This is a genomic window from Acinetobacter nematophilus, assembly GCF_026344175.1.
Classification (GTDB): Bacteria; Pseudomonadota; Gammaproteobacteria; order Pseudomonadales; family Moraxellaceae; genus Acinetobacter; species Acinetobacter nematophilus.
The window spans coordinates 168,404-191,961 of record NZ_JAPKMY010000001.1; the positions used below are offsets into that span (position 1 = coordinate 168,404).

Annotated in this window: 20 protein-coding genes; 7 read left to right on the forward strand and 13 right to left on the reverse strand. The window is 40.1% G+C overall.

Translation table 11 applies throughout. The features are described 5' to 3' along the window. Positions 1 to 31: 31 nt before the first annotated feature. Entirely contained in the window at positions 32 to 1,258 is a 1,227-nt protein-coding gene (locus OSH00_RS00860) for an MFS transporter (RefSeq protein ID WP_266128841.1), read from the forward strand. After that, complete coding sequence (locus tag OSH00_RS00865) at positions 1,251 to 1,385, forward strand: hypothetical protein (RefSeq protein ID WP_266128842.1); 135 nt, start codon at positions 1,251 to 1,253, stop codon at positions 1,383 to 1,385. The genes OSH00_RS00860 and OSH00_RS00865 overlap by 8 nt, the downstream gene beginning before the upstream one ends. A gap of 118 nt (positions 1,386 to 1,503) precedes the next feature. Here the strand turns inward: OSH00_RS00865 and OSH00_RS00870 are convergent, their stop codons facing one another. The 6 genes from OSH00_RS00870 to OSH00_RS00895 form a co-directional block, all read right to left on the reverse strand. Then, positions 1,504 to 2,748, reverse strand: coding sequence for an NADH:flavin oxidoreductase/NADH oxidase family protein (locus tag OSH00_RS00870; RefSeq protein ID WP_266128843.1), 1,245 nt, complete (start codon positions 2,746 to 2,748; stop codon positions 1,504 to 1,506). A 134-nt stretch (positions 2,749 to 2,882) separates the two neighbouring features. Further along, on the reverse strand, positions 2,883 to 4,481 hold the full coding sequence (locus OSH00_RS00875; RefSeq protein ID WP_266128844.1) for an ATP-binding cassette domain-containing protein: 1,599 nt from the start codon (positions 4,479 to 4,481) through the stop codon (positions 2,883 to 2,885). After that, complete coding sequence (locus OSH00_RS00880) at positions 4,453 to 5,469, reverse strand: ABC transporter permease (RefSeq protein ID WP_266128845.1); 1,017 nt, start codon at positions 5,467 to 5,469, stop codon at positions 4,453 to 4,455. The genes OSH00_RS00875 and OSH00_RS00880 overlap by 29 nt, the downstream gene beginning before the upstream one ends. Then, positions 5,469 to 6,539, reverse strand: coding sequence for a microcin C ABC transporter permease YejB (locus tag OSH00_RS00885; protein ID WP_266128846.1), 1,071 nt, complete (start codon positions 6,537 to 6,539; stop codon positions 5,469 to 5,471). Before OSH00_RS00885 ends, OSH00_RS00880 begins: the two co-directional genes overlap by 1 nt. A gap of 114 nt (positions 6,540 to 6,653) precedes the next feature. Further along, the gene (locus OSH00_RS00890; protein ID WP_266128847.1) at positions 6,654 to 8,492 is read right to left on the reverse strand and encodes an extracellular solute-binding protein; all 1,839 of its coding nucleotides are present in this window, start codon (positions 8,490 to 8,492) and stop codon (positions 6,654 to 6,656) included. A 61-nt stretch (positions 8,493 to 8,553) separates the two neighbouring features. Next, complete coding sequence (locus tag OSH00_RS00895) at positions 8,554 to 11,832, reverse strand: LysM peptidoglycan-binding domain-containing protein (RefSeq protein ID WP_266128848.1); 3,279 nt, start codon at positions 11,830 to 11,832, stop codon at positions 8,554 to 8,556. Between the two features lie 215 nt (positions 11,833 to 12,047). Between OSH00_RS00895 and dnaQ the strand changes: the two genes are divergently transcribed. The 3 genes from dnaQ to nudC all read left to right on the forward strand — a co-directional run bounded on the left by dnaQ (position 12,048) and on the right by nudC (position 15,983). Continuing rightward, entirely contained in the window at positions 12,048 to 13,454 is a 1,407-nt protein-coding gene (dnaQ, locus tag OSH00_RS00900; RefSeq protein WP_266128849.1) for a DNA polymerase III subunit epsilon, read from the forward strand. Between the two features lie 127 nt (positions 13,455 to 13,581). Beyond that, positions 13,582 to 15,225: a chemotaxis protein gene (locus OSH00_RS00905; protein WP_266128850.1), complete on the forward strand. Its 1,644-nt coding sequence runs from the start codon at positions 13,582 to 13,584 to the stop codon at positions 15,223 to 15,225. After that, the gene (gene nudC / locus OSH00_RS00910; protein WP_266128851.1) at positions 15,225 to 15,983 is read left to right on the forward strand and encodes an NAD(+) diphosphatase; all 759 of its coding nucleotides are present in this window, start codon (positions 15,225 to 15,227) and stop codon (positions 15,981 to 15,983) included. The genes OSH00_RS00905 and nudC overlap by 1 nt, the downstream gene beginning before the upstream one ends. A 32-nt stretch (positions 15,984 to 16,015) precedes the next feature. Here the strand turns inward: nudC and OSH00_RS00915 are convergent, their stop codons facing one another. The 4 genes from OSH00_RS00915 to OSH00_RS00930 form a co-directional block, all read right to left on the reverse strand. Beyond that, entirely contained in the window at positions 16,016 to 16,918 is a 903-nt protein-coding gene (locus tag OSH00_RS00915) for an alpha/beta hydrolase (RefSeq protein WP_266128852.1), read from the reverse strand. Next, positions 16,902 to 17,606 (reverse strand): BON domain-containing protein, encoded by a 705-nt coding sequence (locus OSH00_RS00920; protein WP_196074613.1) that lies wholly within the window; start codon positions 17,604 to 17,606, stop codon positions 16,902 to 16,904. The genes OSH00_RS00915 and OSH00_RS00920 overlap by 17 nt, the downstream gene beginning before the upstream one ends. A 106-nt stretch (positions 17,607 to 17,712) precedes the next feature. Beyond that, positions 17,713 to 18,129, reverse strand: a complete 417-nt coding sequence (locus tag OSH00_RS00925; RefSeq protein WP_266128853.1) for a YraN family protein — start codon at positions 18,127 to 18,129, stop codon at positions 17,713 to 17,715. Positions 18,130 to 18,140: 11 nt separating this feature from the next. Beyond that, positions 18,141 to 19,091: a penicillin-binding protein activator gene (locus OSH00_RS00930; protein WP_266128854.1), complete on the reverse strand. Its 951-nt coding sequence runs from the start codon at positions 19,089 to 19,091 to the stop codon at positions 18,141 to 18,143. A gap of 10 nt (positions 19,092 to 19,101) precedes the next feature. On the opposite strand from OSH00_RS00930, the gene rsmI reads away from it, so the two are divergent. Both rsmI and lptA read left to right on the forward strand, forming a co-directional pair. Next, the gene (gene rsmI, locus OSH00_RS00935; RefSeq protein WP_266128855.1) at positions 19,102 to 19,944 is read left to right on the forward strand and encodes a 16S rRNA (cytidine(1402)-2'-O)-methyltransferase; all 843 of its coding nucleotides are present in this window, start codon (positions 19,102 to 19,104) and stop codon (positions 19,942 to 19,944) included. 194 nt (positions 19,945 to 20,138) lie between these two features. After that, positions 20,139 to 20,585 carry a lipopolysaccharide transport periplasmic protein LptA gene (gene lptA, locus OSH00_RS00940; protein ID WP_266128856.1) on the forward strand — a complete coding sequence of 149 codons (447 nt, stop codon included), beginning with the start codon at positions 20,139 to 20,141 and terminating at the stop codon, positions 20,583 to 20,585. 73 nt (positions 20,586 to 20,658) lie between these two features. On the opposite strand, the gene OSH00_RS00945 is transcribed toward lptA, so the two are convergent. The 3 genes from OSH00_RS00945 to ubiH form a co-directional block, all read right to left on the reverse strand. Further along, entirely contained in the window at positions 20,659 to 20,910 is a 252-nt protein-coding gene (locus tag OSH00_RS00945; protein WP_266128857.1) for a hypothetical protein, read from the reverse strand. 172 nt (positions 20,911 to 21,082) lie between these two features. Then, on the reverse strand, positions 21,083 to 22,324 hold the full coding sequence (locus OSH00_RS00950) for an FAD-dependent monooxygenase (protein WP_266128858.1): 1,242 nt from the start codon (positions 22,322 to 22,324) through the stop codon (positions 21,083 to 21,085). Continuing rightward, entirely contained in the window at positions 22,321 to 23,532 is a 1,212-nt protein-coding gene (ubiH, locus tag OSH00_RS00955; protein ID WP_266128859.1) for a 2-octaprenyl-6-methoxyphenyl hydroxylase, read from the reverse strand. Before ubiH ends, OSH00_RS00950 begins: the two co-directional genes overlap by 4 nt. Positions 23,533 to 23,558 lie beyond the last annotated feature (26 nt).

The following is a 23,558-nucleotide window of genomic DNA, read 5'->3' on the forward strand; positions in this document are numbered from 1 at the left end:
AATTCTCACATGATGATTCAATGGATGACTTATGACAGCGTTACAGGACGACACTCGCTTTTCTAAACCCCTCATTTATATGCTCATTGGAAGTGCCTTCATCTTGGCGCTTTCTTTGGGGGTGCGTCATGGTTTTGGACTTTATCTAGTACCTATGAGCCATGAATTCAACTGGAGTCATCAGGTTTTTAGTCTAGCGATCGCCATGCAAAACTTGCTTTGGGGTGCTGTACAACCCTTTACAGGCGCGCTTGCCGACAAATACGGCAGTAAAAAAATTGTTGCTGTGGGAGGTGTACTTTATACGATTGGCCTGTTGTTAATGTCAGTCAGTTCAAATGCACTTCTGCTTGACTTCAGTGTGGGCTTAATCATTGGCCTAGCTCTCTCCGCAACGTCATTTTCAGTACTCCTTTCAGCAGTAGGGCGTGCTGCGCATCCAAGCAAACGCAGTATGGCAATGGGGATCGCAAGTGCTGCAGGTTCATTCGGGCAATTTATCATGTTGCCCACCACCCTCCTACTCATTAAAAATTTTGGATGGTCTTCTGCACTGGTCATTACGGCAGTCTTGATTGTATTGATTATTCCATTGGCATGGATGCTGAAAGCACCAATGTATGCGCCTCCAAACGCAGTCAAGCAGGCACTCCAACCAAGCTTAACCTTTAAACAAATTTTAAAGATTGCCTTTCATCACAAACCATTTCTGTGGCTTGCCTTTGGTTTCTTGGTCTGTGGCTTCCAAGTGGTGTTCCTAGGTATTCACCTGCCAGGCTATCTGATTGATCATGGCTTTGATGCTTCGACGGGTACAATGTTTCTCGCCTTGGTTGGACTCTTTAATATTGTAGGAACATATGCAGCAGGTTGGCTAGGTGATAAATATTCAAAACCCCATTTGTTAATGGGATTATATGGCTTAAGAGGAGTGACCATTATTGCATTTCTTATGCTGCCACTGAGCATCTGGACAATATATGCTTTCGGCATCATTATGGGGATACTCTGGCTTTCAACTGTTCCTTTAACCAATGGAATTGTTGCCAATATGTTTGGTGTAAAATACTTAACCATGCTCAGTGGCATCGTATTTTTTACCCATCAGGTCGGCTCATTTTTTGGTGGCTGGCTGGGTGGGCTAAACCATGATATAACAGGTAACTACAACATCATTTGGGGTTGTTCAATTGCCTTGAGCCTATTTGGCGTAATTGTACATTTCTTCGTGAATGAGGAGTCTGTTGTCAATGATTGATACGGATACATGGTTTAAATTTGCTGTTTGGAGTGTCATTATTCTAGTGTTGCTCTTATCGGGCCTATTGTGGCTGAACACACCTGAATTATTTGAATATTTCAATATGGCTTTTTGTGCACATTAAATAGTACTTAGGGCAGTTTTTTTAGCGGCTCTTCAAAGCTTGCCCTTTTCATAAAACTGTCTAGACATTAAAAAGACCATTAAAAATGGTCTTTTTAATCATCCATTTATAGATGACCTCACGCTGATTTGCGCGAGTTTACTCGCCCTTGAATCACAGCTTTGACATTATTTTTTGCATAATTCAAGAAAACTTTTAATGGGGAAAGCTTCGGATTCGGTTTTTTGCCTTCGCCAATTGCTTTAAATTGAGCAGCGTACCAAAGGATTTCCATAATTGCCATTTTATCAACAAAAGGAATACCGGTTTTAATTTGCTCTACTGCATAACGCACATCCCGACCAGCGATTAAATTATTACTCACATCGGGTTCTACTGCTAAAGGACGGGCAATACCAATAAACTCGCAAGCCCCACTGTCCAGTGCTGCATTCATCCCTTGCGCCGTACGGAAACCACCCGTTACCATCAAATGACATTTGACCTCTTTACGAATCTTTTCAGCAAAATCCAGGAAATATGCCTCTCGTGCAATTGTGCTCGGCTTTCGTTTGTCTGCCTTTGCTCCTGCCATCGCGGGTGCTTCATAAGTCCCCCCCGAAATTTCAATAATATCAATACCAGCTGCATCGATGGCTTTAAATACTTGTACAACCTCTTGTTCGGTAATTCCACCACGTTGGAAATCTGCAGAATTCAACTTAACGGATACAATAAAGTTTTCCGATGTTTTGGCACGAACTGCTTGATAAATTTCCAACAGGAAACGCATACGGTTTTCAATCGAACCACCCCACTGATCTTGACGTTTATTGGTCAATGGGGAAAGAAATTGGCTAATTAAATACCCATGCGCGCCGTGAAGCTGTACCCCCTCAAATCCGGCTTTTTCACAGATTCGTGCAGATTCGGCAAACCGTTGAATAATATCGATGATTTCGGCTTCATCCAGCTCCCGAGGTGTTCCAAATGTGGTTGCCAATAAAGGACTAAATGGCACGGCAGATGGCGCAACAGTTTCTTTATTTAGCCCTTTTGGACACTGACGTCCTGGATGTGACAATTGAATCAATTGCACCATGCCATGTTTTTTGCCGATATTTGCCCATTCAGTCAATTTGGCAAGATCTCTTTCGGTTTCAACAACGACAACACCCGGTTCATTTTTAGCACGGAAATCCACCATCACATTTCCTGTGATGGCACAACCCAAACCACCTTTGCCCCAAGCATCATACAATCCCAAATGTAGTTGATTTGGTTGTCCAGCATGGTTTGCCAATGCTTCACTCATTGCACCTTTAATAATGCGGTTTTTGAATAGCGTGTTTTTTATTTCTAATGATTCTGCAAGATGGCTCATGGTCAGATCCCTTTGTATTTAGAGTTTTTACTCTAATTTAAATTTAGCACAGTTCAAGCGTAAATCTGACAATTTAATTTGTCAATTTTGTAAATGTGACTGAACAGATTAAAACATATCGCTTCTTTGCAGGTTTAATATTGGCTCGCGGCAATCAACTTTTTTGTATAAACATTCAAAGGCTTATCAAATAAGGCTTGCGTGTCTTGAAGTTCTATAACCTGAGCATTTTTCAGGACCAAAACTTTCTGGCAAAGTGCTTTCACGACCTGCAAGTCGTGACTAATAAACAAATAACTCATTTGATAGTCAAGTTGCAATTGTCGCAATAATTTTACAATCGCGCGCTGTGTGGTTCGATCAAGTGCTGAAGTGGGCTCATCAAGAATCAGTAATTTGGGTCGCAGCACCACTGCACGCGCCAAAGCAACTCGTTGCCGTTGACCACCAGACAATTGATGCGGATACAGCTGTTTGAGTGTAATGGGTAATTCCACCTTATCCAGAATTTCATTGATCCGAATGATCATTTCAGATTCTTTTAGCTTTTGGAGCACCAAACCTTCTCGGATAATCTGATCGACAGTCATTCTAGGATTTAAGCTACTTAAAGGATCCTGAAAAACAATTTGGAAATTCTGACGTAACGGTCTTAATTTTCGTTGATTCAAGCGATTGATATCTTGATTTAAAAGCACAATATTTCCTGTACTTTCGATCAGTCTTGCAATAGCTAAGGCGAGAGATGTTTTACCAGAACCACTCTCCCCCACAATGCCGATAGATTCAGCACGATCCAAACGTAAATTTAATGGCTCAACTGCAATAAAATAATCTTGAACGCGGTTTAAAATACCTTTTCGAATTGGAAATTTAACCCCAAGACGGTGTAAGGATAAAACCAAATGGCTGCTCTTCGGTGCGGGATTGGCTTCACCGAAGTCATGATCCAGTAAATATTGGGTATATGCGGCTTTAGGTTTTTGAAAAATATCTCGAACCCATCCCTTCTCTTCGACTCGTCCTTGATTCATCACAATCACTTGATTGGAATATTTACGAACCAGATTCAGATCATGACTGATCAAAATCATCGCCATTTTATGATTCAAAATCAGCAGTTGTAGTAGGTTTAAGACTTGGGATTGTAAAGTGACATCCAAGGCAGTGGTTGGTTCATCCGCAATAATAATTTCAGGTTTTTGTGCCAATACAGAGGCAATTAAGACACGTTGTCTTTGCCCTCCAGACAACTCGTGTGGATAACGTCGCAGCTTATCCTCAGGATCATCCATGCCGACATCACACAATAAATCATAGACGCGCTTTCTGGCTTTCTCTTTAGACATACCCTCAGAAAGTAAAGTTTCACCCACAATCCGTTCAACTTTATGCAATGGATTTAAAGCCGTCATCGGTTCTTGAAAAATCATGGCAATTTTTTTACCACGGATCTTTAAATGTGTATTTTGACTGATCGATAACAAATCCTGTTGATCATATACAGCTTGCCCTGTCGCTGTTAAATCGTCAGGGAGTAATCCCAATAAGGCCAAACCGCTGATGGATTTACCAGATCCACTTTCTCCCACAATCGCAACTGTTTCACCAATATGCAAATCAAAATTCAGGTTTTCAACCAACACTTTTTGTTGTTTATTTTCAATATGTAAATGTTTGACAGACAACAACAAAGCTTCATCATTATTTTTGGCGTTTTGGATCGAATGCATCGCGTGTCGCCTCCCCAATATAAATTAATAATGATAAAACCAAAGCCAAAGTAAAAAAACCAGAGAGTGCTAGCCATGGCGCATCTAGATTATTTTTACCTTGTAACAGTAACTCCCCCAAAGAAGCTGCATCAGGAGGTAAGCCATACCCTAGGAAATCCAATGCGGTAAGGGCAGTAATATTTGCAGTCAGCATAAATGGGAGTTGTGACAGGCTTGAACTCACGACATTGGGTAAAATATGTCTAAAAATAATCACTGAATCAGTTACACCCAAAGCCCGAGCTGCTTGAACATAATCTAAATGGCGTGCACGAAGAAACTCTGCACGAACAAGACCGACAAGCTCTGTCCAGCCAAAAATCAACATGATCAAAAATAGCCAATATACACTTGGTGTAAACAAGCTGACTAAAATAATCACCATAAATAAAGTGGGTAAGCCTCCCCAGACCTCAAGGATTCGCTGCCCGATTAAATCCACCCATCCACCGTAATAGCCCTGAATTGCACCAACTGCAATTCCTAAAAAAGCCGCAAACAGCGTCAGGGCAAAACCAAAGAGTAACGATATCCGTAATCCATAAAGAATTCGGGCTAAAACATCACGCCCTTGGTCATCTGTTCCCAACCAATTTTGTGTTGTGGGCGGCGATGGTACAGGAACGGCTAAATCTAGGTTAGGCGTTTGATAGGAATAACGCAGCAGTGGCCAAATCGTCCAACCCTTTTCGTCAATCAACTGCTGAACAACAGGATCACGATAATCCGCTTCAGTTTCAAAAACTCCACCGAAAGTCGTTTCTGGATATGCTTTGAAAACAGGCATGTAATAATGCTGATCGTATTTCACAAGCACAGGCTTATCATTGGCAATAAATTCAGCTGAAATAGAAACGACAAACAATGTCATGAATAGGATAAAGCAGGCAAAGCCCCATCGATTTTGTTTAAATTTATCTAAGCGAGCACGCATAATGGGTAACATTACTTTGCACCTCTTGATTCAAAATCGATCCGAGGATCAATCACCCGATACAACACATCGCAAATCAATCTTAAAATCAGTCCAAACAGGGTCAAAAAGAATAAACTACCAAAAATCACAGGATAATCGCGCTGCTGTACAGCTTCAAAACCCAGTAAGCCTAAACCATCTAAATTAAAAATAATCTCAATCAGCAAGTTACCTACAAAAAATACACCCACCAGTACTTCGGGTAATCCTGCGACAATCACCAATAACGCATTGCGGAATACATGTTGATAGAGCACAGTATTTTCTGTCAGACCTTTGGCCCGTGCAGCGAGAACATAGTGCTTATTTAACTCCTCCATAAAGGAGTATTTGGTTAGATAGGTTAAACTTGCAAAACCACCAAGCACCATCGCCAGCAACGGTAAAGCCATGTGCCAAAAATAATCGACTATCTTTTCAAAAAAATTCAAACTATGAAAGTGATCGGATACAAACCCTTGTAAGGGGAACCACTGGTAATAAGAACCACCAGCAAAAAAGACAATCAACAAAATCGCAAAAACAAAAGCAGGAACGGCATAACCTACTGCAAGCAGCAATGATGTCGCTCGATCAAAAATAAGACCATTCTGTCTGGCTTTTCTTATGCCCAAAGGGATAGAGATTAAGTAAATCAGTAATGTGCTCCACAACCCCAGAGAAAGCGTTACTGGCATTTTTTCAAGAAGCAGTTGAGTCACAGGCTTGTCTTTAAAAAAACTCGTTCCAAAATCAAAAGCCATATAGTTTTCTAACATCAACCCAAAACGTTGATATGCAGGCTGATCAAAACCATATTGTTTTTTGATTTGCGCAATCATGTCTTCACTCAGACCATGTGCTCCACGATATTCATGACGATCTATTGAAGCTGATATCCCACCATTGCTGATACCTTCTCTTTGAAAGTTCTCTGCTTGCTGAATCGCTTGCTCAACAGGCCCACCGGGTGCAATTTGAACCACAACAAAATTGATCAATAAAACAAAGAACAATGTTGGAATGATCAGAAACAGCCTTTTGAGTATATATGTGCCCATGGCAACCAAGTTCCTTATGTCCTCATGAGGATGGATAAATCAAATTAAACATGACTCAGTTTAAGTCGCCTATGCTTTTCATGTTATGAACACTGAAGGCAATTATTGAATGCACTATTTTTTTAAATATTGCTCTACTTTTTTAGTTTCAATGGAATCTGCCCACCAATACTCCAAACCCAGTGACAGTTTCGGTTTAATCATCGGATGATGATACATATTCCAATAAGCATACCAATTTTTATCGTTGCCGTAGGTCAAAATTTGATAATAACCAGCACGTAATACACGATCGAGTGCACGTGTATGCAATACCAATTGTTCACGATTTCGTGAAGCAATGATCTTCTGAATCAACTGATCGATTACAGGATTTTTAATTCCTGCATAGTTATAGTTACCCACTTCATCTGCTGCTCTAGATCCCCACATTTGAGCCTGTTCAGCGCCCGGTGTCAGAGATTGCGGCATATCCATTGGCGTCATCTGAAAATCCAAACGACGCATTCGTTCAGTATATTGAGGTAAATCCACTTGACGAATACTGGCTTGAATACCTAATTTTTTTAAATTGCGTATGTAGGGCAATAAGGTTCTTTGTGCTCCATCTTGATGAATCAAAAACTCGATTCGAATAGGTTTACCTTGTTGATCAAGCAATTGACCTTGATAGAAGCGATATCCCGCTTTTAATAGAATTGAGCGCGCGATCAATAAATTTTGACGATTAAAACCACTGGCATCAGAAACAGGATATTTCCAATCTGCCAATACGCCTTGTCGTTGTAAAGCAGGAAGTTGCTTGAGATAAGGTTGCAGTATTGCGAGTTCTTGCTTGCTGGGTTTTCCCGTTGCAGCTAGTTCGCTGTTTTGAAAATGGCTTTGCAGTCGAATATTTTGCCCGTATAACAGAGCTTTATTGATCCATTCAAAATCATAAGCATAGGTCAGTGCCTGTCGGAAAAATAAATTGTTAAACGGAGGCTTACGGGTATTGAATACCAAACTTTGCGTCAATGCAGGCGTTTGAATTGTAGTGGTATAAAGCTTGACCAGCCCTGCTTTGACTGCAGGGAACTGATAAGCAGTGACCCAATTACGCGCGTTTTTCTCTTGATAAAATGTATACTGCCCTGACTTAAATCCCTCAAAAGCAACTTCAGGGCTTCGATAATAAACGTATTTGATTCGATCAAAGTTGTAACGTCCCCGATTGACGGGCAAATCCTTTGCCCAATAGTTTGGGTTACGTCTATAAGTGACACTACGTCCAGAGTCAATTCGTTCAATTAAATACGGACCTGATCCCAAAATCGGTTGCAAAGTGATTTTGCTATAATCCCTATTTTTCCAATCTGCTTTTGAATAAATCGCGATCTTTGCCAAAATATAGGGCATGTCAGGATTATGTGCAGATTTAAAAGTCATTTTTACCTGATATTTAGACAATACTTCTGTTTTTGCCAAGTCAGATAAATACATTTGAAAGCCAAGGTTGGCTTTGGTCTGAATCGTATCAAAGCTAAATTTGACATCTTCAGCGGTGACAGGTGTTCCATCACTAAAACGGGCTTGAGGATTTAGGTGAAAAATTACAAATTTGGTTCTCGCAGGGTCATAACTGACTTTTTCAGCAAGCAATGGATATAACACACCTGGCTCATCCAGTGAGCTGTCCATCAAGCTATCAAATACATAATTGATTCCTTCCGTCGAACTGCCTTTGCCATTCAAACTATTTAAATTATCAAATGTACCAATACTTGCCGTACTGATATAACCGCCTTTAGGCGCATTCATGTTGGCATAAGGCATAACCTGAGCTTTGACATATAATGGCGAATTATGAACCGCGATATATGGTGTGATCTGTATTGCAGCGGCAACATCCACTGCAATACTGCTCCCCAATGCCAATACCAATGTACTGACACATGTAAAACTCAGGTGCATTCCCCTACTTTCCTTGATTTAAAAAATCATTTTTGAAATTTTAATCGCTCACAAAAACCGATCAAAGATTTGGAACTTTGATAATGCTACCAATACGTAATGAAGCATTTGGTTTCAAATCATTCATTTCAGCTAATGCACCCGTATCAATACCGAATTTACTGGCTAAACGAATCAACGAATCGCCACTTTTTACTTTGTACTCAGTGACAGTTTTAGGAATACGAATGGATTGACCACGCTGTAAACCAGCACGCGGACTTAAATCATTCAACTCAGCCAGTTCTTGTACTGATAAACCCACACGACTAGCAATAACATTTAAAGATTCACCAGCCTTAACAGCATAGCTTTCTGTGTTTTTACTCAAGGCTTTAGAGGTCGATTTTGCTGAAGCCTTTAAGTCTTCCTTTTCTTTAGAAAGCGAGGACTTACTTGGCAAATCGCCCTCAATTTTGAGACGTTGTCCAACATCAAGCGCTTGATTACGAGATAAACCATTTAAGTCACTTAAATAGCTCAACTGTAATTTGTATTTCTTGGCAATACTCGCCAGAGTTTCACCTGATTTCACAACATGAATGTCTTTGCTAGATAGTTCAGATTTTGATTCATTTCTGCTATGTGTTCTTTCTTTAGCACTGCTTTCAGGTGTCCCCGTTAATTTGAGTTTTTGTCCAACCAGTAAACCCGAACTCGTTGTCAAACCATTGAGTTCAGCAATTTGATTAACTTGTAAATTATATTTGTTGGCAACTGCAATCAGACTATCACCAGATTGAACCGTATAGGTGTCCGGAGTAGAACTTCCAGCAGGAATTTTAATCACTTGCCCCACCAGTAAATTTCGGGATGGTGAAAGTTTATTTAACTCCGCGAGCTCAGCCAAAGATAATTTAGACTGTGCTGCAATACTCGATAAACTATCTCCACTTTGAACTTTATAATTTTCCGTTTTATAGCTTGGCTCAGATTTCAGATTTTTAAACTTGCTCTGCTCAATCACTTTCGACTCAAGTTTATTCTCTGGCTCGTTGACTTCATTGAGAGGTACATTAATTTTTTGCCCAACAAACAAACTGCTGGAAATATCTAAGCCTGGGGTCAAATCCGCCAGCTCGTGTACCGATAGTGCATAACGATCAGCGATGATTTTAAGATATTCACCACGTTTAACCACATAAGATTTCGTTCTTACTTTCGCAACTGGCTTAGATGTATCAGCTCGAACCACAGTCTTGTTAATTTCTGATAATTTATCGTCAGCGGTATCTTTGAGCTTTAATTTTTGCCCTACAAATAGATTACTGTTGGTATTCAAATTGTTATAACTTGCCAATTGTGAAACTGATAAATCAAATTGATTTGCAACGCCAGTTAAACTGTCATTCGGTTTCACCACATAAGTTGTTGGTGCTGATTCTGTGACTTTTCGTGACGTGCTAGGCGTATCAATTTGTGGTTTAGCATCATATAAATACAATGTTGCACCGACAAATAAAGTTCCATTTGGATCAACTTGGTTCCATTTGGCAATATCACGCCAATTGACCCCATTTTTCAAGGCAATTGTTGCTAAAGTATCACCTGCCAAAACAGTATAAGTGCTACGTTTACCCTTAGGAGGTTCCACCACGACTTCAGTATCAGTTTTCTTGAAGTTTTTATCTTGATTCAGTTTCGCTTCTTCGGAGTTTGCAGGTGTGGTATCCGCTAAACCTTTTGGATAAGCAAATCCAACCGTATTTTCTTTACCTTGCACTTCTGCGACCGATTGACTGGTCTGAATCGCAGTCAGTTTAATTTTGCCATCATATGGATCTAGAACTTCTGTACCTTGCGGTGCTATGGCTTTAATCTCTTTAACCACTTCTTCTTTTTCTGCTTGCGTTGCTTGAGGTTCCAATACCTGTTTAACGGTTTCTTTTTCACCTTCAGCTTTTACAGCTGCAAGAATCTGAGCTTTTTCACGTGCAGAAATCGGCGGCTCAACGGCAACAGGTTTAACATTTGCAGCAGTAGTAACAGCAACTGGAATACGCGGTGCACTAGGAATATCGGCATTGGCCGCAAATTTAGCTAAGGCATCAGAACCTTGTGGCGTATTTTTTAATGTCGTTACCGGACTAGAGGATGTTGTCGTAGCTTTGTTTGAACCCAATACAGGAGGTGCAGTTCGAGTCGGTGTAATGGACTGTGTCACGGTAGACGTCACACCAGCAGGTGTTAGAGTTTGAGTTGCAGTTGTAGGACTGTTATTACTTGCCCAATAACCACTGTCTGAACTTGGTTTTAATGCTCTTAACTTAGAATCGATTGTTGGGCTAAGATCAGCAGGAATTAAGATTCGCAGTGTACTTGATGGATCGACGATTTCGCCACGGTGTCCTGGATTCAGTGCATACAACTCGGCACGACTCAAACCCGTAATTGAAGCAATTTGATTCAATTGTGTACCAGGTGGAACAGCCACTTCCCTAAAATGCGGACGATTGGCGATCGGTGGTAAGCTTACACCATACTTAGATGGATTTTTAATGATTTGTGCCACTGCCAAAAAGCGCGGAACGTAGTTCATAGTTTCTTGGGGTAAGCGTAATGACCAATAGTCTGTCGGTAATCCCGCTGCTTGGTTACGGTTAATTGCCTGCTGAATTCGTCCTGGACCGGCATTGTATGCCGCCAATGCCAATTCCCATGAACCGAATTGATTGTATAAACCACCTAAAAACTCATATGCAGCACGAGTCGATTCGACCACGTCACGGCGTCCGTCATACAGGCTGGTTTGTCTTAAACCGTAAATTTTTCCAGTACTTGGAATAAATTGCCACATCCCGGCAGCGGCAGCACTACTGGTTGCAGCTGGATCGTAAGAACTTTCAATGATCGGCAACAGTGCCAATTCAGTCGGCAAACCGCGACGTTCAGCTTCTTTTACAGTATGGTAAAGATAACGTGATGCACGGGCACTTAAGCGATCTATATAAGGTTGACGAGAAACGAACCAGCTACGTTGGGCATCAATACGTGGATCCCAATGGTTTTCATCCATTTTAAAACCAACAGACATACGCTTCCAAACATCACCATGTTTTAGAATCAATAAACGATCACCTTCTACCGCACGCATATCCGTTGCTGACAGAAGATCTTCAAGTGAATCCAAACTGTTTGCGTCCAACATGCCTGACGACTTTGATGTTTGAGTTTTTGACGTCGATGGGTTCGAAGAACACCCAGCAGTCAAACCCAGTGCCGCCAATGCAGATGTTAATAGTGATAGTTTAAAGAAAACAGATGCAGTAGGTTGCCACACCATTGTGGTAGGTTTAAACATAAGGGTTCCGAACAACATTTAGTAAATTATTTTATCTTTGCCATTTTAGTAGAGCTCAAGGCGCATACAAGGCAAATTTTGAATGCGAATTGCATACAAATGTTACAAGAAATTAAAAAAATCTCGGTTCATGCGTAGAAAACGCTGATTTGCGTATACAATAAATTCTTAAACCACGATGTTCAACTCTTAATTCACTTTCATTGGTTATTACTATGTCACAAACAATCACACTTTATGTCGACGGTGCTTGTAAAGGCAATCCAGGTCCTGGTGGCTGGGGCGCTTATATCATCACTGAAACTGAAGAGCATAAATTGTGTGGTGGTGAATTAGATACCACCAATAATCGTATGGAGCTGAGTGCTGCCATCGAAGGTATTTCATTTTGTCCTGCCGATGCGAAATTGATTATTTGGACCGATTCCAACTATGTGAAGCGCGGTATTACAGAATGGATTGAAGGTTGGAAAAAGAAAAACTGGAAAGATGTTAAAAATCCTGATTTATGGCAAAAACTGGATCGTGTGTGCACAGGTCGTGAAATCGAATGGAATTGGATTAAAGGTCATGCAGGACATGCTGGCAATGAAATGGCGGATCAACTGGCAAACTTAGGCACTGAACAAACACTGGCTGCAAAAAAACCAAAGATGCCTCAATCCACTACTGAACAGATTGTAGAAAGTCATGATAAAAAAAAAGATGAAAAAGACTGGTTGCTCGATGATCCTTTCGGATTTGATCTGATGGAATCCGATGAAAGTATGGCTATTGAAATGCCCACCCCCAAACACACGATGACAGTATCTGACACACAAAATAATGCCGTGAACGATGAGGATCCAGTTGAACAAAGCGCCCCAATGAAAGATACAAATATTCACCCGCAGATTGTGATTACGCCTGCGACCATAAAGCTACATGGACCTAAACAGTTTATTCTGGATACCGAAACCACTGGTTTTTATTATCAAGACACTGATCGAATTGTTGAAGTTGGTGCGATTGAGATGGTCAATCGTAAACTTACTGGCAGTTCGATTCACATCTATATCAATCCAGGCAAACCTGTAGGTGAATCAGAAGCCATCCACGGAATCACTGATGAATTCTTAAAAGACAAACCCAAGTATGAGGAAATTGCCGAAGTCCTCTTCGACTACTTAAAAGGCAGTGAAATTATTGCACACAATGCAAGCTTCGATATGAACTTCTTGGATATGGAGTTCAAACGCAGCGGTTTTCCAGCCCTGTCTGAAGTGTGTTCAGTGACGGATACTCTAGCGATGGCGAAAAGTAAGCATCCAGGGCAAAAAAACTCATTGGATGCATTGGTTCGCCGTTACGAAATTGTCCAACGTGACCGTACTTTCCATGGCGCATTGCTCGATGCTGAAATTTTAGCCGATGTTTATCTCGCGATGACAGGCGGACAAGTATCCTTTGACATGGATGCTATTTCTGCACATACTGAACAAGCTCAGGGGAACACAGCACGGCAAAAAATTGAAATTGATGTCCCTGTTATTTACGCTTCGGATGAAGAATTAGAAGCACATGAGAACTGGGTCAAGAAATATCAAGAAAAACATGGGGAAGCCTGCATTTTTGCAAAATAAAATTTCCTATTTAGGCTTATTTTTTCTGTAAAAATCCACTTCTTCAGCTATATTAAAACTTAGAAAATTAGCCTCATTTTGAGGCTATGCAATAGAACATTTAGATACCCAGGAAAGGTGCAGATCAATGTCTTACCAAACCTCTATACATTTTGATCCGACGGCATTACTGATTATTAAAAAAGAAGTCGATAATTCAATTTTACAAGTTGAATCTGCTGTCAGCAGTTTAGTTGAAGATCAAACTTTACCCTTTGGTATAGATGATGCATTGCTGCAACTCGAACAATGCAGCCATGTACTCATGCTAATTGACATGCCTCAAGTTGCAAAAATTGCCGAACTCTCAGCGCAAGTCATGCGTAAAATCATGCAGAATCCACATGAAATCAATACGCAGGATGTCATTGCATTGAGCGAAGGGACAACGATGCTCAAACGTTATATTGAGTTTAGTTGCCTACGAGAAGTGAAAGTGCCGCAATTTTTGCATGATACGCTAAACCGCTTAGAACTTTCTCTAGGTTTGGCACTCACGCCAGAAGGTCAAGCCATCGTACCATTACTGGATTGCGTGACTCCAAATTTTAATCTTTCAAAAGCCCCAGAATTGGAAAGCTCAGTCCATGTCCATAAGCTTTATAAGCTTTGTCTACACAAACTCTTAAAGCAACAGGAGACGGATTTAGATCTTCAAGGAATAAAGCTGGTTGGGAGTTACTTGGCCAGCACTGCTCAAGGGCAACCGAGTGCCCAATATTGGGCATTGATTGCTGTTGCGTTAAATCAGATTGAAAATATCATCCTCAACGATACCCGTTTAAGAACACTCATCAGCATCGAAACCAACATTTCCTTATTCCTTAACGATCTTGCAGGATTTATCCCATCCTTAATGGACACTGCAAATGTATTGAGTATTTGTGTCAGTCAAGAAGATGAGATTTCTCAACACATTCGTGAACAGATCAATCTGGGTGAGGATATTCTCACAGATACACAGCTTCAGATTTTCAGCCGTCATTTGTTCGGACCAGATTTCGATACGATTCACAGTGTCAGCCAGCTCATTACTGATGAAATGTCGCAAATCCGTAATGATATTGAGTTTAACTATCAAAATATGAGTGATGAAAAAACTCAAGAATTGAAGAGTAAACTCACAGATCTTGCACATGTATTTAAAGTGCTCAATTTAAATGAAGCCTATAGCGAATTAAAACAGCAGGCCGATCTGTTGTCTCAAGAAAATATGCTGAGAGATGAAAACTATGCGCAGCAATTGATGAATAGTATCCTCTCTGCAATGAACTCTATTGGAATTCTTGAACGCAATTACACTTCTAATCGCCTGCAATTAAAAGTCAATAATCTACATATTTCTCTAGATCGTCTTGATGAAGCTCACACAGCTTTACTGACTGAAACCAAGGCGATGGTCGATTTAAGCTCACAAACGCTGATTCAATATTTGGAGGATCCACAGTCTACAAGTCTTGAACTATTACCTTCTCAATTATATGAAATTGGGGGAGCTTTATTGTTCCTTGCAGCCAAAGACGGTCAAAAGGCATTGGCGCAGTCTGCTGAATTTATTCAGTCTGGGCTCAACAAAGAACAGATCTTCAACCAACAACAGGTGAATAAACTTCTGGATGTGCTCGCCAGTGCAGATATGATGATTGAAAATCTACAGAACAAACAACCTGTTTTGCAGACGATGTTTGATGTAGCATTGGCAAGTAGTCAAAATTTAAAATCGGTAGCCTAATGTCAGAATTATCAGTTGCTTATATCTTTCATCACCAACAACTTTTAGTGGATGAAAACTTACAACTTCCGAAAGTAGAGAAATTGGCAAGTGATATCAGTTTTAACTCGGGTGATCAGATCATTGCCCGGGATCTTTTTATTGAAGATGAGATTCCACAGGGATATCAACTCATTCCGATTCGGCAACTCATCTCGCAGTGGACAAAAGCTGAATTTGAACAAGCCAGTCGAGCAGTGCAACTGCTTGAATGGCGCCGTAATCATAAATTTTGTAGTCACTGTGGACATGAAACAGAAGTTCATCCAATTGAATACGCAATGGTTTGCCCTGTGTGTCGTTACCATCAATACCCTCGCGTACAGCCCTGTATTATTACGGTGATCACACGTGGTGATAATGAAATTCTATTGGCTAAGAATGCCAAGAATAAAAGTAATATGTATGGCCTGATTGCAGGTTTTGTCGAAGTTGGTGAAACGCTTGAGGAAGCAGTCAAGCGTGAAACTTTGGAGGAAGTCGGCTTAAAAGTAAAGAATGTGCAATATTTGTCAAGCCAGCCTTGGCCATTTCCTAGCAATTTAATGCTTGCTTTTAAAGCTGAATATGAAGCGGGTGAGATTGTATTGCAGGAAGAAGAAATCAGTGATGCACAATTTTTTAAGTTTGACCAATTGCCTGAAACACCATTCACAGGCAGTATTGCACATTCCATGATTCAACATGTAATCCACAATACGCCAATGCATCAAGACTAGTTTTAAACTTTATTAAAAATGCCTAACCCATGCTAGGCATTTTTGATTGCTTCATCTAAGACTTTTATAATTTCCGAACGCGTCACAAAGAGACGACTGAATAAGCTTGAGACACTGCCCATAATTGAGATATGCCCTGTTTTAGGAATGGTCAAGATTTCACAATGATTGCCTTGTTCAAGCAACTGTTTTTTGAAGTCAAAGGAGTTCTGCGGCTTCACAATCTGATCATTTTCAGCCAGGAATAAATAATGTTTTATCTCATTCTTGGCAACAAAATAATATGGCATCACCTGTTGATAGGGAATGGTTTGATCAAATGCACCTTCAGCCAAAGCATCATCTTTATAATCAAAATGATAAGGTCCTGCAATTCCAATCAATGCTTTGATATTGGGTTTTAACGGCAAAGCATAGTTTTTCGGGTGATACAATAAAGAGGCTATATTGAACGCCCCTGCTGAATGTCCCATCAAAGCAATTTGATCTGTTGAAATACCTAAACGTAATTGCTGTTGTTCAAGATAATTTAAGGCAACGGCTAAATCATCAACATAACTTGGAAACTTATGTTCAGGAGCCAAATGGTAATTCAGCACCGCAACATTATAGCCATAGCGGCTAAACGCTTCCCCTACAAACTTATAGGCACTTTTATCACCATGACTCCAAGCACCACCATGAACAAAAACAATCAAAGCTTTGATTTGTGTTTGATGGGAAATATATAAATCTAAACGTTGTCGGGCTTTTAAACCATAAGCAATGTTTTGCTTTATGGAATATCCCTTTTTGGGAGTCAATCCATTAAGGGTTATGCTGCCTAAGTCATATAAACGAAAATCTTGATAATGCGTTTTAAACTTAACTTTAAGTTGTTGAAATTGCTTGCCAAGTTTAACTTTAAGCAATTCTAGCCTATTGTTGGATAACATTATTGTTTTGCCCTGTAGCATCTGGATCAATTGCAACAGGGGTTTGCACATCGGGTTGTTGTGCATTGTTTACCACAGGTGCCGTAAAAGATGAAGTTTGAACTGAATTATTTGCTTGCTCAACATTGTCAATCAAGGTCACGATTTTAGTCACATTTCCAACTTTTTGTAAAACATCATTTAAATCCGCAATTTCAGCATTATTTAGACGACCCAGAACATACAGAACACCATCTTCAGTATGGACCAAAACTTTATTATCAGAGACCACAGGCGCTTTCATAATTAAGCCACGGGTATTCACAGTGACAGAGGCGTCCTGCATGATGGTGCTATAACCGATTTGATTGCCAACAGTTAAGTAATTGTGTACCGCTTTTACATCACTCATTGCACGTAAATTGTCTTCGGCAAGTTGTTTTAAATGTGCATCGGGTACTTGCCCAGTAAGTAAAACATTGCTGTGAAAACTATTAATATTGACACGAGATTGTTTAAATCGAGCATCTAATTTATATAAGTTAATTTTTGCAGTACGCTCAATAGAAGAATCAATAAAAACTTGTCCTAAAGATCGGACACCGCTTTCTGTTCCTACTGGTGAAGAACCAGTACCACCAGAGATAAAACTCGCGCAACCAGATAAACTTGCTACACACATCATGGTGATGACAATACGCTTTAACACTCAGCAAGACTCCTATTGATTTTAACTGACAACACAACATCTTGATTGCCTATTAAGATGTTGGAACATATCTTTTTTTTGAGAAAAACTGTGGAGCAATTCTTCGTCACAGATTAATCAAGTCTGCATCCAAAGTAAATGCATTTTCAATCCAAGACTGATCATAAGAGATTTTACTCCAGTCTTGCTGTACGTTTTTTGCAAATTTATGATGTAAATCAAACCCAATTACATCAAAACGACAATAATACTGTTCATATTGCGGATATTCTTGTAAAAACCTAAAGGCTGTCTTGATCATTTTCTGCTGTTTGGACAAATTCACTGCTTCAAAAGCGTATCCCCTATAGTTTGAAGTTCTTGCTTTAACTTCAATAAAAACCAACTCTTGTTGTGATTCAGCAATAATATCGATTTCACCAAAGCGTGAAAAATAGTTTAATTTGACAACCACATAGCCAGACTGCCGCAATATTTTTACTGCCTCTTGCTCCGCCCATAATCCTAGATTATTTTTAGCCATCGATCATTCAACTATAAGGGCACTAAGTTATTTTTAGAGCGCTCAAAACATTGTGGAATGCGCTCAACGCGATTACCTTCAATTTTAATTTTTCCTGTCCGCCCATTAAAGGTTAGACTTTTGACATTGGGATCCAACACAAATTGTTCAGCAATATACCAAGCATCACCACCAAACGCATATAAACGTTGATAAGGTAATGATGTGGGTTGATCCTTATAGGCTTTCACCACATCTTCCCATTCTTTGATATACAAAGCAGGCACATCACAGAACTTCATGCCTTTCGGTAATGTTTTACTTTCATTCAAGGCGATCGCTTGAGTATAAATATTCTTTTTCTTTAACTTCTTTAAATTTGCCAACCATTGATTTGACCCAAGCAATAAAATACCTTCACTTGCTTTGGTCGTATTTGGCATCGCATCCACTGGGTCAACTTCTCCTGCATAATTTGCGAAAAGTGCATTTAAAAAGCTGATTGATTCTGCCTCCGTGCCCTTTTCACGAACAACATAGAGTTTGCTCACTTTATCATGCTGAATATAATCCAGAAGTGCTAAAGCATCGTCATTTTTAGACAGACTATATTGCCAAACATTTTTATGGGTCGGATACACCTCATTCAAAGCAAGCACTGGAACTTTAGGTTTTAAATTAATCAATGCTTCTACATCTGGACGTGCCAAAGGACCAATAATCATTTTGGTTTTTTTATTCACATTTTGCTTCAATATGGTTTTGATGCTTTTTTGATCAGAATCTACAAATTTTAATGGAATTTGGTTCTTAGATGCATGAGATGCATTCAATATTCCTTGTTTGATACTTAAACCTGCTCGCGACATGGGACCTGTTTCAGGTAAGATAACAAGAATTTCTGCGTGAACTTGGATTGTAAATCCAATTATTCCCAAACATACCAGTCTTTTAATACTGTTCAACACTATCTTATTTTTCATGGAGACCTTTATGAGTGCTCAATTATTTGTCGTAGCGACCCCAATTGGGCACTTAGATGATATGACTTTCCGTTCTATTGAAGTTTTAAAGTCGGTTTCTATTATTGCGGCAGAAGATACCCGCCAATCCGCTCAATTATTAAAACATTATAATATCTCAACTCCACTTACAGCGTGTCATGATCATAATGAAAGTAACAAAATTGATATACTTATCGAAAAATTAAAGCAAGGTCAAGATATTGCATTGGTCAGTGATGCTGGAACCCCGCTCATTAGTGATCCTGGATTTAAATTGGTTCGTGCTGCACAAGACAATGGAATCCGTGTCATTCCTGTACCGGGCGCTTGCGCTGCAATTGCAGCGTTGAGTGCTGTTGGCTTGCCTAGTGACCGTTTTAGTTTTGAAGGCTTTCTCTCTTCAAAGCAATCACAGCGCTTAATACAACTAGAAAAATTAAAATATGAAACGCAAACCATGATTATCTATGAAGCGCCCCACCGTATTTTAGACAGCGTCAAAGATATGGTTCAGGTGTTTGGTGAACAGCGCCCCGTCGGTTTCGCTCGCGAGATCACCAAGACCTTTGAAACCATTAAAAAAATGACGCTAGGTGAATTGGTGAGTTTTATTGAAAATGATCATCACCAACAAAAAGGTGAGATCGTTTTAGTGATTGGCGGGCTACCTGATGCCAAAGACCAAGATGTAGAACAAGAGAAGTTAGACCAACTACTTACACGATTATTACAGGACTTATCTGTTAAAGCAGCATCACAACTTGCAGCTGACTTAATGGGCATCAAAAAGAAAATTGCTTACCAACGAGCGTTAGAACTCACCAATCAATAATCACGTGATATAACAACAAAATTAGAATGATCATCATTGAGGAATAGGATGTTTAGTGGCTGTTCCTCAATGTATGCAAGAATATGACTAAACATTTATTTTTTTATTTATCAGAAATTTTAACTTATGATCAATAAACCAAAGATTCAAATTTTTAAAATAACAAAACCACGACTCTTTTATTGCCATGGCTGATGACATCATCTTTATTTGCTGCACAAGATCCGGATTTTAATGAGTCACTTCAACTGTCAGGTGATTTTGCTCAATTTAATATCCATAACTCCTCTGGCTATTACAAAGGGAACTTTAGCGCCAAACAAGGAAGTACGCAGATCACAGGAAATGAAATACAGCTCAATCAAGATAAAAATAAACAACTTGTGTCTATCATCGCTTTTGGCACCCCTCTAAAACTGAATAAGAGAATCTATAAAACGAAAGAAAACATTCAAGCTTCTGCGAATAAAATGATTTTCGATGCGAAAAAATCCATAATCACTCTAGAAGGTAATGCAATGATTAGAAGTGATATTGGACAACAAATTAAAAGTTCAAAAATTACTTATGATTTAATCAGTAATGACTTTGAAGCAATAGGGAATGACCAACAACGTGTCGAAATCATCATGCAACCTTAAACATTGAATCAAATCAGCATCCCATAATCGAACGTTTAAAGTCATTAAAAAAGCACCTGTCGGTGCTTTAAAATCAATCTTTTGCAGATTCATCAGGGGGAACTTCAGTGATTTTTCCACCCCGCGCTAAAAATGCAGCGATTTCGTCTTCCAATGCTTCACGTTGTCTTTTTTTCGCAGTTACTGTGAGTGTTTCAGCTTCAGCCAAGTCTGTATCAGACACCGTTGATTCACTTGCCGCAGCACCTTTTTCCGCTGCTTGAGCTTCATCGTCGTCTACCGCTTGGTCTTCTGAACTATCATCATAGTCATTTGTATCTGTCATCTTGAACTCCCCATCAATGACGTCAATTTACCATTCAAAAAATGGTGATGTTTTACAGAGAAATGTACCAATCTCTAACGCATTCGACTAGTCTCTAGACACATAAAATCGTGTTTTTTTTCATCAAATTCGTAATATTGTTTAAGCGATTGTTTAAAAAATATCTGTCCATTCATGAAATGGCATATTGCGTGCTTTTTAACGTTTCTAATCCGTTGGCTTTTGCTAAAAACTGATCTTTCAAAAAGGCAGTATTCTCTACTTGTTTCAGACCAAAATTGCGTGCCCAAACTACGGGAAACATTTCAGCAGTTTCCAAGAAACCAAGCATAGACATACTATGCATCATGGCATCATTCTGCCCTTTTCGCTTGTGTTCATAACGTTTTAAGGTCTGTTCCTGTGCCCATACCCCACGGTTTTTATCTTTTAATAGGACATCACACAACACTGCCGCATCCAAACAACCAATATTCACTCCCTGTCCAGCCAATGGATGAATGACATGTGCAGCATCACCAATCAATGCCAATCCATCTTTGACATAGCGCTGCGCAGCACGAGCCTTGAGTGGAAATTTTGCACGTGGGGTTGCTTCAATTATTTCACCCAACATGTGATGGCTTTCACGAGTCAGAAGTTGGCAGAAATCTGAATCATTCAAATGGGCATATTCATCAGCATAATCATCCGGTAAGGTCCATACAATTGAAATCCAATGCTCGGCTTGTTCAGGATTCAAACTCGCCATCGGTAAAAATGCCAAAGGACCCGTTGGATGGAAAATTTGACGGGCCACATAACGGTGTGGTTGTACGGTACGAATTGCACAAGTCAAACCGGCTTGCTGGTAGTCAAGGATATCGTAGTCAATAAAAGCTTGCTCACGCACAAATGAGTTTGCTCCGTCCGCACCAATCACCAACTTAGTCTTTAACTGACTGCCATCTGCAAGATGAATCATCCAACCACCGACACCTTGTTCGACGCGGACCACTTTCACTTGTGTTCGGTAGTCATGTAATTGTTCAAGCATTTTTTGTTGGATGGCGAGGTTTAACAAACTGGGTTCAACCATTGAACCTAAGCTGTGTTCGTCTGTCGGAAAGTTTAAGGATTGCTGACCAAAATTAATTTCCCCATAGCCATTTTTATTCCAGACTTGCATTCCCGTATAGGGCATTTTACGAGCAATGTTATCCCATACATTCACCGTTTTAAGTAAATGGATGGTTGCTTGGCTCAACGCCAAAACCCGTGGATTCGCTTGAGCCAAAACTTTTTGTTCATCTAAAATTGGCGCTGCATCTAATACGGTGGCTTGAACACCGCCTTGCGCCAAAAGTAATGCAGTTAAACCACCCACAAGACCTCCGCCAATAACAATGACATCCAAGATATTTTGCTGTGTCATGCTTTCAACCCCATTGCATAATTGGCAACCAAGGGTTTAATTCCTGGAATAACATCAAATGCAATCAATCCAGTATTACGTAATAATTTTAAAACCGGATTTTGATTGCTGAAGCCGCGTACAACCGAATCGCAGAATTTAATGACCCGCTGTTGATCTGTTAAACGGGCTTGTTCATATGCTTTCAACATTTCAGGCTCACCAATGTCATCAGATTTGGCGATTTGTGTTGTGATATAACGCATCAATACATCAGCATCACGCATGCATAAATTAAACCCTTGCCCTGCCACGGGATGAATGGTATGTGCAGCATTTCCCATCAAGATCACACGCCCAACCGCCTGTTTCTCTGCCAGTACTTGTGATAATGGGAAGCTAAAACGTTGACCTGTTTTTTGGAATTTACCCGCGCGATCACCATAAGTCTGCTGCAAGGCATCCAGAAAATGCTGATCATTCTCTTCACCTAACCACTCACCCTCTGTTCCTTTTTTGACAGGCCATACCACCGAACGGCGACATTCTCCAGGTAAAGGCAGTAATGCCAATGGACCTAAATGACTGAAGCGCTCAAAGCCAACTTGTTGATGTGGCTTTGAGGTCTGTACTGTAGTGACAATCGCGACTTGATCATAATCATGCACATCCACGCCTACGCCTAAAGCTTGGCGACAGAAAGAGTCTCTACCATCGGCAGCAATGACCAATTTGGATTTGATTGAATGGGTATATTCTTCCCCACGACTTGCTTCAATATAAACAAATTCATTGTCTTGTTTAAGGGAGCGTACTTGTACACCGTCAATCAATTCAATTAACGGTTGCTGACGCACCTGTGTCAGAAGAACTCGCCCAAGCCAAGCATTTTCAATCACCTGCCCGAAGCTTTCGACTTTTTCCTGATCTGCTTTTAAACGTGCTTTACCGAAACTGCCTTGTTCTGTGATATGCACTTCAAGGATCGGGGTTGCATGGTCTTGTAAAGCATTCCATAGACCGAGTTTTTGATAGATCTGCACAGTACGCCGTGAAAGTGCGGTATTTCTGGCATCAAAACTGGAGTGATAAGGTACAGCATTATTGTCATCATAATTTGGGTATTTCACAGCTTCTAAAAGCTTTACAGCAATATTCGCTTTGGCCAACATGAGGGCTAGACTCAACCCAACCATTCCACCGCCAACGATGATGACTTCTTGTTGCATGCTTTGATCCTTTCTATACGTGATTC